The organism is Rhodococcus koreensis (genome assembly GCF_017068375.1).
GTDB lineage: Bacteria > Actinomycetota > Actinomycetes > Mycobacteriales > Mycobacteriaceae > Rhodococcus_F > Rhodococcus_F koreensis.
Map to the genome: position 1 here is coordinate 2,893,558 of NZ_CP070609.1, position 14,744 is coordinate 2,908,301.

Annotated in this window: 14 protein-coding genes; 11 read left to right on the top strand and 3 right to left on the bottom strand. The window is 68.7% G+C overall.

What is annotated here, in order from left to right; translation table 11 throughout:
* Nucleotides 1-54: 54 nt before the first annotated feature.
* The gene (locus JWS14_RS13390) at nt 55-423 is read left to right on the top strand and encodes an MmcQ/YjbR family DNA-binding protein (RefSeq protein WP_206013471.1); all 369 of its coding nucleotides are present in this window, start codon (nt 55-57) and stop codon (nt 421-423) included.
* On the opposite strand, the gene JWS14_RS13395 is transcribed toward JWS14_RS13390, so the two are convergent.
* Complete coding sequence (locus tag JWS14_RS13395) at nt 404-1,756, bottom strand: TIGR01777 family oxidoreductase (protein WP_206013472.1); 1,353 nt, start codon at nt 1,754-1,756, stop codon at nt 404-406. The two genes, JWS14_RS13390 and JWS14_RS13395, sit on opposite strands and share 20 nt — an antisense overlap.
* 59 nt (nt 1,757-1,815) lie before the next feature.
* Between JWS14_RS13395 and JWS14_RS13400 the strand changes: the two genes are divergently transcribed.
* Nucleotides 1,816-3,297: an SDR family oxidoreductase gene (locus tag JWS14_RS13400; RefSeq protein WP_206013473.1), complete on the top strand. Its 1,482-nt coding sequence runs from the start codon at nt 1,816-1,818 to the stop codon at nt 3,295-3,297.
* Here the strand turns inward: JWS14_RS13400 and JWS14_RS13405 are convergent.
* Nucleotides 3,276-3,878: a lipocalin family protein gene (locus JWS14_RS13405; protein WP_206013474.1), complete on the bottom strand. Its 603-nt coding sequence runs from the start codon at nt 3,876-3,878 to the stop codon at nt 3,276-3,278. The genes JWS14_RS13400 and JWS14_RS13405 overlap by 22 nt on opposite strands.
* A gap of 207 nt (nt 3,879-4,085) precedes the next feature.
* Between JWS14_RS13405 and JWS14_RS13410 the strand changes: the two genes are divergently transcribed.
* From JWS14_RS13410 to JWS14_RS13450, 9 genes are all read left to right on the top strand, one after another.
* Nucleotides 4,086-4,751 carry a fasciclin domain-containing protein gene (locus JWS14_RS13410; protein WP_072948122.1) on the top strand — a complete coding sequence of 222 codons (666 nt, stop codon included), beginning with the start codon at nt 4,086-4,088 and terminating at the stop codon, nt 4,749-4,751.
* 105 nt (nt 4,752-4,856) lie between these two features.
* Nucleotides 4,857-5,504, top strand: coding sequence for an alpha/beta fold hydrolase (locus tag JWS14_RS13415; protein WP_206013475.1), 648 nt, complete (start codon nt 4,857-4,859; stop codon nt 5,502-5,504).
* On the top strand, nt 5,497-6,837 hold the full coding sequence (locus tag JWS14_RS13420; RefSeq protein WP_206013476.1) for an NAD(P)/FAD-dependent oxidoreductase: 1,341 nt from the start codon (nt 5,497-5,499) through the stop codon (nt 6,835-6,837). Before JWS14_RS13415 ends, JWS14_RS13420 begins: the two co-directional genes overlap by 8 nt.
* On the top strand, nt 6,834-7,574 hold the full coding sequence (locus JWS14_RS13425; protein ID WP_206013477.1) for a DUF1365 domain-containing protein: 741 nt from the start codon (nt 6,834-6,836) through the stop codon (nt 7,572-7,574). The genes JWS14_RS13420 and JWS14_RS13425 overlap by 4 nt, the downstream gene beginning before the upstream one ends.
* Nucleotides 7,571-8,974, top strand: coding sequence for a class I SAM-dependent methyltransferase (locus JWS14_RS13430; protein ID WP_206013478.1), 1,404 nt, complete (start codon nt 7,571-7,573; stop codon nt 8,972-8,974). Before JWS14_RS13425 ends, JWS14_RS13430 begins: the two co-directional genes overlap by 4 nt.
* Nucleotides 8,971-10,275, top strand: coding sequence for an SAM-dependent methyltransferase (locus JWS14_RS13435; protein WP_206013479.1), 1,305 nt, complete (start codon nt 8,971-8,973; stop codon nt 10,273-10,275). The genes JWS14_RS13430 and JWS14_RS13435 overlap by 4 nt, the downstream gene beginning before the upstream one ends.
* A complete protein-coding gene (locus JWS14_RS13440; RefSeq protein WP_206013480.1) occupies nt 10,272-11,072 on the top strand; it encodes a DUF1295 domain-containing protein in 801 nt (266 codons plus the stop codon). Before JWS14_RS13435 ends, JWS14_RS13440 begins: the two co-directional genes overlap by 4 nt.
* A gap of 98 nt (nt 11,073-11,170) precedes the next feature.
* A complete protein-coding gene (locus JWS14_RS13445) occupies nt 11,171-11,749 on the top strand; it encodes a sigma-70 family RNA polymerase sigma factor (RefSeq protein ID WP_124393860.1) in 579 nt (192 codons plus the stop codon).
* Nucleotides 11,742-12,479 carry an anti-sigma factor gene (locus JWS14_RS13450; protein ID WP_206013481.1) on the top strand — a complete coding sequence of 246 codons (738 nt, stop codon included), beginning with the start codon at nt 11,742-11,744 and terminating at the stop codon, nt 12,477-12,479. The genes JWS14_RS13445 and JWS14_RS13450 overlap by 8 nt, the downstream gene beginning before the upstream one ends.
* A gap of 50 nt (nt 12,480-12,529) precedes the next feature.
* On the opposite strand, the gene JWS14_RS13455 is transcribed toward JWS14_RS13450, so the two are convergent.
* A complete protein-coding gene (locus tag JWS14_RS13455; protein ID WP_206013482.1) occupies nt 12,530-14,710 on the bottom strand; it encodes a malate synthase G in 2,181 nt (726 codons plus the stop codon).
* Nucleotides 14,711-14,744 lie beyond the last annotated feature (34 nt).

The following is a 14,744-nucleotide window of genomic DNA, read 5'->3' on the forward strand; positions in this document are numbered from 1 at the left end:
GTGATCGGGGCTATAAAGGTCTGCGAACCACCGACCGCCTGCCCAGGAGCTGTGATGCCCACCGAACACGACGTGCGCGCGATGATGCTGGCGTTGCCGGAAGCGCACGAGGTGGTGATCGCGAACTGGGGCGACCAACCGACGTTCCGGGTGCGCAAGAAGATGTTCGGCCTCGTCGGGTACGGCGCGCCCACCGTCTGCCTCAAGGCGACGAAGGAAACGCAGGCCGCGCTGCTGCAGGAGGATCCCGACGTGTTCCTGGTCGCACCGTTCTTCGGACGGTGGGGCTGGATCGACGTCGTCCTCGACCGCGTCGACTCCGAAGAACTGGCCGAACTCGTCGAGGAGGCGTGGCGTCTCACCGCCCCGAAGCGGGTCGTGGCGGCGTACGACGCGGGGCACGCTACCCCTCGTCCGTCCTGAACCGGCCGAGTTGGTGGCGCAGCGCCGTGTCGAGGTCGGGCCGCCGGAACCGGTGGCCGCGACCCTCGAGCTTGCCGGGGGCGACCCGCTGATCGGCCAGGGCGAGCTCACGCGCACCCTGTTCCCCGAGCAGCAGTTTCGGACCGAAATCGGGCACCGGAAGAAAGGCCGGTCGATGCAGCACCGACGCCAGGACCGCGGTGTACTCCTCGTTACGAACAGGATTCGGCGCCACCGCGTTCACCGGCCCGCTCAACCCCGAATCCACGACGGCGCGGTGGTAGACGTCGATCAGATCGTCGATGTCGATCCACGACAGCCACTGCGTTCCGGCGCCCAGGCGACCCCCGAGTCCGACCTCGAACAGCGGCCGCTGCAGGCGCAGCACACCGCCGCTCGGCGACTGGACGATCCCCGTGCGGACCTGCACCACCCGCAGTCCGGCGTCCGCTGCCGGCGTCGCCGCGTCCTCCCAGTCCGCCACGACGTCGGCGAGGAAGCCGTCGCCCCGCGCATCCTGCTCGTGCAGCACCTCGTCGCCGCGGTCGGGCCCGTAGTACCCGATCGCCGACGCACTGACGAACGTCTTCGGTCCCTGCCCGGACGCGGCCGCCACCTCCGCGAGCCGCCGCGTGGGTTCGATACGACTGTCCCTGATCGCCCGGCGATGACCGTCGGTGAACCGTCCCGCGATGGACGCGCCTGCCAGGTGGATCACCGCGTCGACGCCGTCGAGCAGGTCCGCGGCAGGCGCATCCGGATTCCAGCGCCGCTCGTCGGGCGTGCTGGGAGCGCGGCGCACGAGACGGATCACCCGATGCCCGCCCGTGCTCAGGAACGCCGTCAGGGCGGAGCCGACGAGCCCCGAACTGCCCGTCACCGCGATCGTGAGGGGGCCGGGCAGGAGCGTGGACGCCCAGTGGTGCCGGTCTACGTCGTCGGCGAGTTGACGGTGCCGGTAGACGAACGTCGACCGGAGGAACTGACCGGGCACGATGGTGTCGACCCGGTCGGTGACCCGGGTCCGGTCCTCGGACACCACGTCGAACGTGTGCGTGTGCCGCCACGGCACCAGCAGGCGCAGCGGCAGGGCGGCCGAATAGTCGACGAACCGGTGCGGAGGGTCGTATTCCTTCGCGTCGTGCTGCGCGACCCACGTCAGGCCGCCGGGCATGCGCAATTCGGCACGACCCGATTCCAGAGACTCGGATTCCTTCGCGAGACTGAGCGGCTGCCACGGCGGTGAGAGCCGGGCGAACGCCCCGGCCCTGGTGTGCCAGGCGAACAACTCGTCCCGCGAGGCCTCGACCACGCTCGAATGCACGATGCCCATGACCCGACCATAGTCGCGACAGGCCGCGCGGCGGTGACAACGACGGGTAGCGTGTGGGAATGACGCAGTTACGTGTACTGGTCACCGGAGCCACCGGATACATCGGCGGACGCCTCGCTCCCCGGCTCGCGGAAGCCGGCCACCGGGTGCGGGTACTGGTGCGTTCACCGGAAAAACTGACCGACGTTCCGTGGGCGTCCGACGTCGAAATCGCTCGCGGCGATCTGAGTGACCCCGAATCCCTTTCTGCCGCTTTCGCGGACACGGACGTCGTCTACTACCTCGTGCACTCGATGGGAGGGTCGGACGAGTTCGAGAAGGCCGAACGCATCAGCGCGGAGAACGTGGCCGAGGCGGCCCGCACGGCAGGTGTCGGCCGGATCGTCTACCTCGGCGGACTGCATCCCGATTCGGCGGATCTCTCGCCGCACCTGCGGTCCCGCACCCAGGTGGGACGGATACTCGTCGACTCCGGTGTCCCCACAATGGTTCTGCAGGCCGGGGTGGTCATCGGCTCCGGTTCGGCATCGTTCGAGATGATTCGCCACCTCACCAACCGGCTCCCCGTGATGACGACGCCGCGGTGGGTGAACAACAAGATTCAGCCGATCGCGGTCCGCGACGTGCTGCACTACCTCGTCGCCGCGGCCGAGGCGCCGTTGCCGCGCAGTCGCACGTTCGACATCGGTGGCCCCGACGTCCTCCGCTACGGCGAGATGATGCAGACGTACGCCGAGGTCGCCGGTTTGCGTCAGCGTCGCATCCTCGTCCTCCCGGTGCTGACCCCGAAACTCGCGGGCCTGTGGATCGGTCTGGTCACCCCGATCCCCCGCTCACTCGGGCGGGCCCTGATCGAATCACTCCACAACGACGCCGTCGCAGGCGAGCACGACATCGACGACGTGATCCCGCCGCCGAAGGCCGGCCTGACGACGTACCGGGACGCTGTCCGATTGGCGTTGCGGCGCATCGACAACGGCGAGGTGGAGACGACGTGGGCCAGTGCGTCCCCGGTCGGCGCCCCCTCCGATCCGTTGCCGTCCGATCCCGACTGGGCCGGTGAGGTCGTCTACACCGACGAACGCACCAAGGGCTGCGACGCCGACGCCGCAACGCTGTGGACCGTCGTCGAGAGCATCGGCGGCGAGAACGGCTGGTACTCCTTCCCACTCGCGTGGTCCGTGCGCGGCTGGCTCGACCGCGTCGTCGGCGGCGTCGGGCTCACGCGGGGACGCCGGAACCCGAAGCAGCTCAACACCGGTGACCCCCTGGACTTCTGGCGGGTCGAACGCATCGACCGGGGGTCGCTGCTCCGGCTGCGCGCCGAGATGCGGGCACCGGGCGGGGCGTGGCTCGAATGGACCGTCCACAGTGTCGATCCCGACCGGTCCCGGCTCGATCAGCGCGCCATCTTCTTCCCGAAAGGGTTGGCCGGGCGGCTGTACTGGTATTCCATCCTGCCGTTCCACGGAATCATCTTCAAAGGCATGATGGAGAACATCACCGGGTCGGCGGCCCGTCAGACCGTGCAGAGCGGCTGAATCCCCTCTCTGCCACCGGTGGTCGGGGACGTCAGCAACAGGCACGAGTTGTAGCCCCGCGATTCCACCACCTGCCGGATCTGCTTCCACCCCGCGTCGTCGACCGCCGGAGTGCGGGAGAGCACGAAACCCGACACCCGTGCCGGGTCACCGACCAGCGCCCACGAATAGTCGTCGGCGATGTAGGTGACCACATAATTGGTGGGACCGTCCGCCGCACTCTGGAACGGCACGTCCGGGAAACTCACGTGGAGCTGCGCGTTGGTCACCGGATCGTTGACGCGCGCGTTGCCCCTTATCCCGTTCGTCCCACCCGCCCACGTGGTGCACCTGTTGGCGACGCTGACGTTCGACGGGTCGATCAGTCCGTACGTCGCCCTCGTGTCCCGCGCGCAGTCGAGATTGAACGGCTGTGGCACAGCGGCCAACTGATACCACGTGCCCAGGTACCTCTGGACGTCGAGGGATGGTACGGGGGCGAGCGCACCCGGTTGAGCGTGTGCAGGGCCGGCCGCCAGCAGTACAGCCGCGGCGGCGGCCGACAGCGCGGCGGCGATCCCACGGACCTTCGACGGTGTCATCTCGAATCCTTTCAACATCATGCGGTCGACGAAAACGGGCAGCCGAAACAGAGGGCCGGCGCAGCACCCTCTCTCGGGGTATTCGATGCCCATTCCGGATCGGATGGGTCGCTGCGAGAGAACTTTCGACCCATCCGTTCCGAAGACCGCTCCGAATGCCTGTCGATGGTGCTCCCCCGCACTCACACCGGAGAGAGGCAATTTCTGATGAAGATCACCACACGAGTCCTGGCAGTCGCCGCGAGCACGTCCCTGGCCCTGCTGGGCTCGGCGTGTTCGTCGGACGACAGCGGCTCGTCCAGCAGCGGCTCCGCTTCGGAGGCGATGACGTCCGAGTCGATGTCGTCCGGTTCGATGACCTCGTCCGCGATGGCCGATCCCGCCGCCAACCTGGTCGGCCCGGGCTGCGCCGAGTACGCGAAGACGGTTCCGGACGGCGCAGGTTCGGTCAGTGGCATGGCGCAGGATCCGGTTGCGACGGCCGCATCCAACAACCCGCTGCTCACCACGCTCACCGCCGCCGTGTCCGGTCAGCTCAACCCGCAGGTCAACCTCGTCGACACGCTGAACAGCGGGCAGTTCACGGTCTTCGCGCCGGTGGATGCCGCGTTCGCGAAGGTCGACCCGGCCACGATCGAGACCCTCAAGACCGACCCGGCCCTGCTCACCAAGGTCCTGACGTACCACGTGGTCCCCGGCCAGATCGCGCCGAGTGACATCGCCGGCGAGCACACGACCGTCGAGGGCGGCACGGTCACCGTCACCGGTTCGGGTGACGACCTGAAGGTCAACGACGCAGGCGTCATCTGCGGCGGCGTCCAGACCGCCAACGCCACGGTGTACCTGGTCGACTCCGTCCTGATGCCCCAGTAGGCATCCCCCCACGTGAGTGGGAAAGCGTGGTCCGGCACGCTTTCCCACTCACGTGCGGGTGTGGGGTCCGCCCATCCGATGCACAGTCAGCTCCGAATAATTGATATGGAGAGAGGCTCACCCACCGCCCCGGCGTACGTGCTCGTGCTGCCCGGCGGCAAACCACGCAGTCAGGACCCGTCACGCTGCTGGCACCTGTCGAACCTGCGCATGATCTGGTTGGCCCGGTCCCTGAGGTCGACGCTCGGACCCCACGGCATCGCCGTGCAGCGGCTGCAGTACCGGGTCCGCGGATGGAACGCCCCCGAGGCCAGCCCGGTGCACGACGCCCGGATGGCCCTCGAGCGGGCCCGACTGCGGTTCGGGGACGTCCCCGTCGCCGTCGTCGGGCATTCGATGGGCGGCCGCGTCGCCGCGCACCTCGCCGACCTCGACAACGTCCGGGCGATCGCCGCCCTCGCACCCTGGTGGCCCGAATCCGACGCCGATCTGGTGCCTGCCGACCGCAGCCTGATGGTCGCGCACGGAACCGCCGACCGCTGGACGGACCCCGTCGCCTCCCGGATCCAGACCGAACAGGCACTGGCGCGCGGAGTGAACGCCTCCTGGCATCCGCTCTCCGGAGCCGGCCATTTCATGCTCACCCGGCCGTGGTGGTGGCATCGCATCATCGCCGATTTCGTTCTCGACGCCTTCGCCGCGGAAGGCGTCGTCCCCGCACCGACAGACCGGAAGGCAGGTCGCCATGCATGATTCGGAGAAGCTCGGACGCAGGAACGTCGCCGTGATCGGCAGCGGCGTCGCGGGGTTGACCGCCGCCTACGTTCTGTCCCGCCACGACCGCGTCACCCTCTACGAGTCCGACGCCCGTCTCGGCGGCCACGCCCACACTCACCACCTGACGCTGGACTCGGGTGTGGAGGTGGACGTCGACACCGGCTTCATCGTGCACAACGACCGCACCTACCCCACCCTGCTGCGCCTGTTCGCCGAACTCGACGTGGCCACCCAGGATTCCGACATGTCGATGTCGATCCGATCCGATGCGAGCGGGCTCGAGTACGCGGGCGCGAAGGGCCTCCGCGGACTGTTCCCGACCGCCCGCAACCTGGCCCGGCCACGTTACTGGCGCATGCTCGGCGAGGTGCTCCGGTTCCACCGCCGTGCCCGGACCGTGCTCGACACCCCGGCCGGCGAGTCCGGCGCGCAGGAACCGCTGGGCGAATTCCTGGCCCGCAACGGTTTCAGCCCGTACTTCGTCGAAAACTTCATGACCCCGCTCGTCGCGGCCGTGTGGTCGTGCGATCCCGCGACCGCCGCGCGCTACCCGGCCCGCTACCTGTTCACCTTCCTCGACCACCACGGAATGCTCACCGTCTTCGGCTCACCCACCTGGCGCACCGTGACCGGCGGGTCCGCCCGCTACGTCGAGAAGGTGGCGGCACACGTCGACGAGATTCTTCTCGAAACCCCGGTGCAGCAGGTGGAGCGCACCCCGGACGGCGGCACGTGCGTCGTCGACGGCCGCGGCGACGTCCGGTACTTCGACGCCGTGGTGATCGCCGTTCACCCCCGTCAGGCGCTCGCCATGCTCGGCGACGCCTCCGATCTCGAGGCGGAGATCCTGGGCGCCATGCCGTATTCGGTGAACCACGCGCAGTTGCACACCGACGTGTCGATGCTGCCCCGCGCCGAGCACGCCCGGGCCTCCTGGAACTACCTGACTCCCGCCGACGACAAGGACGCGGCGGGCGTCGTCGTCACCTACGACATGACCCGGCTCATGCGCCTCGACACGGTGCGCGACCGGCGGTTCCTCGTCACGCTCGGCGGGAAGCACCTCGTCGACCCGTCGAAGGTCGTCGCGGAGATGACGTACGAACATCCCGTCTACACCCCCGATTCCGTCGCGGCGCAGTCGCGGTTGCACGAACTCGGTTCCGGCACGTTCGCTTTCGCCGGCGCCTACCACGGCTGGGGGTTCCACGAGGACGGGGCGCTCTCGGGACTGCGCGCCGCCGAACGCGTCGGCCGCTCGTGGGATGCGCAGGCCGCACGACCCCACGAACGGGAGACGGTGTCGTGACCGCGCCCGCGATCTACTCGACGAGGATCCGGCACGCGCGCATCGAACCGGTCCGCAACAGCTTCGAGTACACGAGCTACAGCTGGTACGTCGACGTGGACGCCCTTCCTCGCCTCCCGCGGTGGCTCGGACCGTTCGCCCGCTTCCGCGCCGGGGACCACCTCGAACCGGATCCGGCCGCCGCCACGGACACGCTGCGCAGCAGGGTGGATGCGTTCCTCGCCGGACAGGGAGTCGACCTCTGCGGGGGCCGGGTGACGGCCCTTCTCAACGCGCGGGTGCTCGGCTACGTGTTCAACCCGCTCAGCGTGTACTGGTGCCACGACGTCGACGGCACCCTGAGATGCGCGATCGCCGAGGTGCACAACACGTACGGTCAGCGGCACAGCTATCTGATCCGGCCCGACGGCGACGACCGCGCCGAGGTGGACAAGCAGTTCTACGTCTCACCGTTCAACGACGTGAGCGGTCGTTACGACATGCGGTTCCCCGAACCCGGCGACACCCTCTCCCTGAACGTGGTTCTCCACCGCGACGGGCACGGACCGTTCACCGCGACGGTGCGGGGGACGCGGCAACCGGCCACGAGCCGGACGGTTCTGAGGACTCAACTGCGCACTCCCCTGGCACCTCTCGTGGTGTCGGCTCGTATCCGCATCCAGGGAATCACGTTGTGGGCCCGTGGACTTCCCGTCATGGCCCGGCCCGACGGCCGTCAGAAGGAGACAGTTCAGTGAGAAGGAACAAGGACACCGACACGGACGGGTCGCCTGCCGTGAGCACGGCCGGTGAGGGGTTCGTCGACGAGGAGTTCACCGGCGAGAACCCGCGGATCGACAACCGGATCTGGCCCGGGCTGGCCGACGTGCCGACCGGTGTGCGTGCCGCGGCGTCGGCGAAGGTCGCCGACCGCCTGTTCCGCCGCGCGGCCGCCGACCTCGACGTCCGCATCGAGTATCCCGACGGCACCCTGGTGGGGGCACGCCGGGAGCAGGAGATCCTGCCCCGCATGATCATCCGCAATCCCGACGCATTCGCCCGGCGGGTCGGGACGGGGGGACTGATCGGATTCGGCGAGTCCTACATGGCCGGCGACTGGACGTCACCGGATCTCGCCGCGGTGCTCAGCGTGTTCGCCTCCCGGATGGCGACGCTCATTCCTCGCCCACTGCAGCGGTTGCGCGCACTGTATGTCGCCAAACACCCGGCGCAGGAACGTAACACCGAGCAGAACACCCGCTCCAATATCTCCCGGCACTACGACCTGTCCAACGAGATGTTCGAGACGTTCCTCGACGAGACGCTGACGTACTCGAGCGCGCTGTTCTCGTCGACGCCGACGCGTGTGGGGCAGGTCCGGGACGTGACCGTCCTGCGGGCACCCGTCCCGCAGGTCACCCCGAAGTGGGACGACTTCGCGGACGCGCAGCGCCGCAAGATCGATCGGCTGCTCGACGAGGCCGGTGTCGGCGCGGGCACCCGGTTGCTCGAGATCGGGACCGGCTGGGGAGAGTTGTGCATCCGGGCGGCGGAACGCGGCGCCGTGGTCCGCTCCGTGACGCTGTCCAGCGAACAGCAGAGCCTGGCCCGCCTGCGCGTCGCCGAGGCCGGACACTCGGACGTCGTGCAGATCGACCTGCTCGACTACCGCAACGTCGACGGCGAATACGACGCCATCGTCTCCGTCGAGATGATCGAAGCCGTCGGGCACCAGTACTGGGCCACCTACTTCCGGGTACTCGACAAGCTCCTCGCCTCGGGAGGAAGGGTTGCGCTGCAGGCGATCACCATGCCGCACGATCGGATGCTGCAGACCCGCAACACCTACACCTGGGTGCACAAGTACATCTTCCCCGGCGGGTTCCTCCCGTCGACCGAGGCGATCGAATCCGTCACCGCCGAACACACCGGGCTGCGGGTGCGGGAACGCCTGAGTATGGGACAGCACTACGCGGAGACGCTGCGGCTGTGGAACGAGCGGTTCGCCGCGCACAGCACGCAGGCGGAGGAACTCGGATTCGACGAGACGTTCCGCCGGATGTGGCATTTCTACCTCTGCTACTCAGAAGCCGGGTTCCGCTCCGGCTACATCGACGTCCAGCAGCTCGTCCTCGACAAGACGGGAGCACGACCGTGACCGTGGCCGCCGAACTCGACAAGGCGTTGCGTCCGCTCGTCCGCGGCGAACTGCCCGTGCACCTGACCGCGTGGGACGGCAGCACCGCCGGCCCGGCGACGGCGCCGAAGGTGGTGCTGCGCAGTCCCGACGCCCTGCGCCGATTGCTGTGGAACCCGGGCGAACTCGGGGCAGCGCAGGCCTACGTGACGGGTGAGATCGACGTCGAGGGCGACCTGAGCGAGGCCCTGGCACACGTGTGGGCGGTGGCCCGCGAGCGCGGGCTGAGCGGAGTGCGGCCGAGCCCGTCGACGATCGCGAAGGTGCTGCGCGTCGCCGCGAAACTGGGTGTCGTGGGCGGCCCCCTCCCCGCACCCGCCACGCAGGCGAACATCCGCGGCCGGCTGCACAGCCTGCTGCGCGACCGCGCAGCGATCAGCCACCACTACGACCTCTCCAACGATTTCTACTCGTTGATCCTGGACCCGCAGATGGCCTACTCCTGCGCGTACTTCACCCGGAATGCGCCGGGCGCACCGCAGGATCCGGACTACCGGCTCGAGGACGCACAGCGGGACAAGCTGGACCTGGTGTGCCGCAAGATCGGGCTCGAACCCGGCATGCGGTTGCTCGACGTCGGCTGCGGATGGGGGTCGCTGAGCCTGCACGCCGCATCCGCGTACGGCGCCCGGGTCGTCGGGGTCACGATCTCCCGGGAGCAGAAGGCCTTTATCGACGAGCGGATCGCCGAACGCGGGTTGCAGGACCACGTCGAGATCCGACTCCAGGACTACCGGGAGGTCCCCAACGGGCCGTTCGACGCCGTCGCCTCCCTCGAAATGGGTGAGCACGTGGGCGAGAAGAACTACGCCCGGTACGCGCAGGCCCTCTACGACAACGCGAAGCCCGGTGCGCGGGTGCTGATCCAGCAGATGTCGCGCACCGGACGTCATCCCGGCGGCGGCCCGTTCATCGAGTCGTTCATAGCTCCCGACATGACCATGCGTCCGGTCGGCGAGAGCGTCGCGTACCTCGAACGAGCCGGGCTCGAGGTGCGCGACGTGCATGGCCTTCGCGAGCACTACGTCTGGACCGTCGACGCGTGGCTGGAGCAGTTCGAGTCCCGCTGGGACGACGTCGTCGCGATGGTCGGGCTGGAGATGGCCCGGGTGTGGCGGCTGTACCTCGTCGGCGGCGGGATGAGCTTCGCGCAGGGCCGCATGGGCGTCGATCAGATCCTGGCCGTGAAACCGACCGCGGCGGGCCAGTCACTGATGCCCGCGGTGCGGGCCGATTCCACAGGTTCCGGCGTGCTCCGATGAACGGGTTCGACTGGTCGGATTTCGGCGCCGTCACCGCGGCGAGCCTGCTGGTGCTCGCAATCCTGCAGGCCGCGACGTTCCTCGTCGGCCGCCGGATCGGGCGCTACAACGTCGTCGACGTGACGTGGGGCCTCGGTTTCGTCCTGGTGGCGTTCGTGGCCGCCGTCCTCGGCGACGGCGACGCGCTGCGCCGGTGGCTGGTGTTCGTGCTCGTCGCGGTGTGGGGTCTGCGGCTGACCTGGCACATGTACACGAAGTCCGCCGGGAAGGGCGAGGACCCGCGGTACGAGGAGATGCTCGACCGGGCCGGCGGCGACTCGCCGGGCGTCGTCATCAGGAAGATCTTCCTCACCCAGGGATTCGCGCAGTGGTTCGTCTCCCTGCCGCTGCAGGTGTCGGCCGTGCTCGGTCCGGCATCCGGAGTCGGCGCGGTGGCGGTGGTGCTCGGTGTCCTCCTGTGGGTGATCGGCGTCGTGTTCGAATCGGTCGGCGACCACCAGTTGAAGACGTTCAAGGCCGACCCGTCCCACAAGGGCGAGATCATGGACGTCGGCCTGTGGGCGTGGACGCGGCACCCGAACTACTTCGGCGACTCCTGCGTGTGGTGGGGGCTGTGGCTGATCGCGGCAAGCGTGTGGCCCGGCGCCGTCACCGTGCTGGCCCCCGTGGTCATGACGTATTTCCTGGTGTTCGCGACGGGGGCGAGGCTGCTCGAGAAGTCGATGTCACAGCGTCCCGGCTACCCCGAATACCAGCAGCGAACCAGTTACTTCCTTCCCCTGCCACCGAAGCGGTGAGCACCGTGCCGGCATCGCTCCCCCCTCCCCAGGTCCTGTCCTGGTCACACCGGCCGCAACCTGCTATTAGGCTGTGGATCGATGAACGGAATGGGCCGATGACCGGCGTCGACAGGGACACGGAGAACGTGACGCTGACGGCGTTGCTGGCGCGTATCTCGCGCGGCGAGCGGGATGCGTTCAGCGACTTCTACGAACGCACCAGCGCGCGGGTGTACGGCATGGTGCTGCGCGTGCTGCGCGATCCCGGATACAGCGAGGAAACCACCCAAGAGGTGTACCTGCAGGTTTGGAACAACGCGGCGAAATTCGATCCGAAGCAGGGGTCGCCGCTGTCGTGGCTGATCACCCTCGCCCACCGCCGCGCCGTCGACCGGGTGCGGTCCGAGCAGTCCGGATCCGAACGGGAAGCCGCCTACGGCGCCTCGAGTTGGTACGGACCGTTCGACGCGGTGTCGGAGGAAGTCACCCGGCGGGGCGACACCAGCGACGTCGTCGACTGCCTCGGCACGCTCACCGAAGTCCAGCAGCGAACCGTGGTCCTCGCGTATTACGGGGGGCTGACCTACCGGGAAGTGTCGGAGCGGTTGTCCGTGGCGCTTCCCACGGTGAAATCACGAATTCGAGACGGATTGATCAGGCTCAAGCAATGTCTGGGGGTGCAGTTCGATGGATGAGTCCCAGCACGACATCCTCGACCTCGCTCAGGTGTATGCACTCGACGCCGTCGACGATCAGCAGCGCCGAGAGATCGACACCGCGCTCCAGGGCGCACCGCCACACGTTCGCCTGCAGTTCGACAACGCGGTGCGCGGGGTGCGCGAGACGATGGCCGCCCAGTCCGCGTCCACCGCGGTCGAACCGCCCGACTACCTGCTCGGGCGCATCCGCGATGCCCTGCCCGGTACTGCCTCGGCACCCGCGCCGGTGGCGCTGGACGAGGTTCGTGCGCGCCGGCGCAGGCGTCTCCTCGGCGCTCTGGGTGCGGCGGCCGCCGTGGTCGTCCTCGCCGTCGGTGGCATCACCGTCGCCCAGCAGTTGCAGAGCGACGAAACCCAACCCGTTCCCGCGCAGATCCTCGCGGCCGACGACGTCCGCACCGCGGCAGCACCGATCGCCGGTGGCGGTTCGGCCACCGTCGTGTACTCCAAGGACGTCGACGCCGGACTGCTGGTCATGAACGACGTCCCACCGCCCGAGCCCGGTTCGGTCTATCAGATGTGGCTGCTCGGGCCGTCGCACGAACCGGTGTCCGCCGGGATCATGGAGGCCGACGACGTGTCACCGTCGACGACCGCGGTCGTGAACGACATCGACCAGTCCACGGCACTCGGATTCAGTGTGGAACCGCCCGGCGGTTCCACCCAGCCCACCGGCGACATCTTCGCGACGGTGAACCTCACCTGACACGTGAGCGGCAAAGCGTGCGCGAGCACGCTTCGCCGCTCACGTGGGGGTCAGGCGTTGGCGGCTTTGTATTCGCGGCGGCGGCGGTGCAGGATCGGTTCGGTGTAGCCGGAGGGCTGGGCGGTGCCGTCGAGGATGAGTTCCTTGGCGGCCTGGAACGCGATGTTGGTGTCGAAGTCCGGGGCCAGCGGCCGATACGTCGGGTCGTCCTGGTTCTGCCGGTCCACCACCGGCGCCATCCGTTGCAGCGAGGCCACGACCTGGTCGGCGGTGACGACGCCGTGCCGGATCCAGTTCGCCAGCAACTGGCTGGAGATGCGGAGGGTGGCGCGGTCCTCCATCAGGGCGACGTCGTGGATGTCGGGGACCTTGGAGCAGCCGACGCCGGCGTCGATCCACCGGACCACGTACCCGAGGATGGACTGGCAGTTGTTGTCGAGTTCCTGCTGCTTCTGCTCCGCGGTCCAGTCGGTGTTCTCGGCGAGGGGGATGGTGAGGATCTGCTCGAGGGTGGCCCGCGGGGCCCCCTTCAACCGGTCCTGGACGGCGAACACGTCGACCTGGTGGTAGTGGGTGGCGTGCAGGGTGGCCCCGGTCGGCGACGGCACCCACGCGGTGTTCGCGCCCGCCTTCGGGTGGCCGATCTTCTGCTCGAGCATCTCGGCCATCAGTTCGGTCATCGCCCACATGCCCTTGCCGATCTGCGCCTTGCCCTGCAGGCCGGCGGCCAGGCCGACATCGACGTTCCAGTCCTCGTAGGCGGTGATCCAGGTCTGCTGCTTCATCTCGGCCTTGCGGATCATCGGCCCGGCCTCCATCGAGGTGTGGATCTCGTCGCCGGTGCGGTCGAGGAACCCGGTGTTGATGAACACCACCCGCTCGCGGGCTTCGTGGATGCAGGCGGCGAGGTTGACGGTGGTGCGCCGCTCCTCGTCCATGATCCCCACCTTCAACGTGTTGGCGGGCAGGTTCAGGACCTGTTCGACGCGGCCGAACAGTTCGGTGGTGAACGCGACCTCGTCGGGGCCGTGCTGCTTGGGTTTGACGATGTAGATCGACCCGGTGCGGGAGTTGACCAGCGGCCCCGACGCCTCCGACGTGCCGAGCCCGTGGACGGCGCAGAGGGAGGTGAGCAGGGCGTCGAGGATGCCCTCCGGGATTTCGGTGCCGTCCGGGTGCAGGATCGCCGGGGTGGTCATCAGGTGCCCGACGTTGCGGACGAACAGCAGCGACCGCCCGTGCAACGTGAGGTCGGTGCCGTCGGGGGCGGTGTAGGTGCGGTCCGGGTTCAGCCGGCGGGTGAACGCGGTGCCGCCCTTGGTCATCTCCTCGGTCAGATCACCCCGGTTCAGACCGAGCCAGTTGCGGTAGCCGATGACCTTGTCGTCGGCGTCGACGGCGGCGACGGAGTCCTCGAAGTCCATGATGGTGGTGACCGCGGACTCGAGCACCACGTCCTTGATCCCGGCCCGGTCGGTGGACCCGATCGGGGAGGTCGGGTCGATCTGGATTTCGGCGTGCAGGCCGTGGTTGCGCAGCAGCACCCCGGTCGGGGTGGCCGGGGTACCGAGGTAGCCGACGAACTTGCCCGGTTCGGCCAGCCCGGTGATCGTGCCGTCCGCCAACTCCACCCGCAGGGTGTCCCCGTCGACGGTGTAGCCGGTGGCGTCGGCGTGCGAGCCCTCGGTGAGGGGGGCGGCGGTGTCGAGGAACGTGCGGGCCCAGGCGATGACCCGGTCGCCGCGGACCGTGTTGTAGGAGGTGCCCGGCTCGGCGCCGCCGTCGTCGGGGATGGCGTTGGTGCCGTACAGGGCGTCGTACAGCGACCCCCAGCGGGCGTTGGAGGCGTTCAGGGCGAAGCGGGCGTTGAGGACCGGGACCACCAGCTGCGGGCCGGCGGTCGAGGTGATCTCGGCGTCCACGTTCGCCGTGGACACCGTGAACGGGGCCGGCGCCGGCACCAGGTAGCCGATCGAGGTCAGGAACTGCTGGTACTCGGCCGGGTCGGGGGTGCCGGTGTGGTCGCGGTGCCACCGGTCGATCTGCGCCTGCAGATCGTCGCGGGTGGCGAGCAGGGCCCGGTTCTTCGGCGCCAGGTCCTCGATCACCTTCACCGCACCCGACCAGAAACCGTCGACGTCGATCCCGGTCCCCGGCAACGCCTCCTCGTTCACGAAGTCGTAGAGCACCTTCGCGACCTGCAGACCGCCGACCTCAACACGCTCAGTCATGAAATGACTCACCTTCCGCACTTGGCAAACTTCC

What these genes read in the sequence shown, in the direction of transcription:
- JWS14_RS13410 (WP_072948122.1), top strand. Translation starts at nt 4,086, where the DNA reads ATGAAGATCACCACACGAGTCCTGGCAGTCGCCGCGAGCACGTCCCTG.
- JWS14_RS13450 (WP_206013481.1), top strand. Translation starts at nt 11,742, where the DNA reads ATGGATGAGTCCCAGCACGACATCCTCGACCTCGCTCAGGTGTATGCA.
- JWS14_RS13445 (WP_124393860.1), top strand. Translation starts at nt 11,171, where the DNA reads ATGACCGGCGTCGACAGGGACACGGAGAACGTGACGCTGACGGCGTTG.
- JWS14_RS13405 (WP_206013474.1), bottom strand. Translation starts at nt 3,878, where the DNA reads ATGACACCGTCGAAGGTCCGTGGGATCGCCGCCGCGCTGTCGGCCGCC.
- JWS14_RS13400 (WP_206013473.1), top strand. Translation starts at nt 1,816, where the DNA reads ATGACGCAGTTACGTGTACTGGTCACCGGAGCCACCGGATACATCGGC.
- JWS14_RS13415 (WP_206013475.1), top strand. Translation starts at nt 4,857, where the DNA reads ATGGAGAGAGGCTCACCCACCGCCCCGGCGTACGTGCTCGTGCTGCCC.
- JWS14_RS13440 (WP_206013480.1), top strand. Translation starts at nt 10,272, where the DNA reads ATGAACGGGTTCGACTGGTCGGATTTCGGCGCCGTCACCGCGGCGAGC.
- JWS14_RS13455 (WP_206013482.1), bottom strand. Translation starts at nt 14,710, where the DNA reads ATGACTGAGCGTGTTGAGGTCGGCGGTCTGCAGGTCGCGAAGGTGCTC.
- JWS14_RS13420 (WP_206013476.1), top strand. Translation starts at nt 5,497, where the DNA reads ATGCATGATTCGGAGAAGCTCGGACGCAGGAACGTCGCCGTGATCGGC.
- JWS14_RS13390 (WP_206013471.1), top strand. Translation starts at nt 55, where the DNA reads ATGCCCACCGAACACGACGTGCGCGCGATGATGCTGGCGTTGCCGGAA.
- JWS14_RS13395 (WP_206013472.1), bottom strand. Translation starts at nt 1,756, where the DNA reads ATGGGCATCGTGCATTCGAGCGTGGTCGAGGCCTCGCGGGACGAGTTG.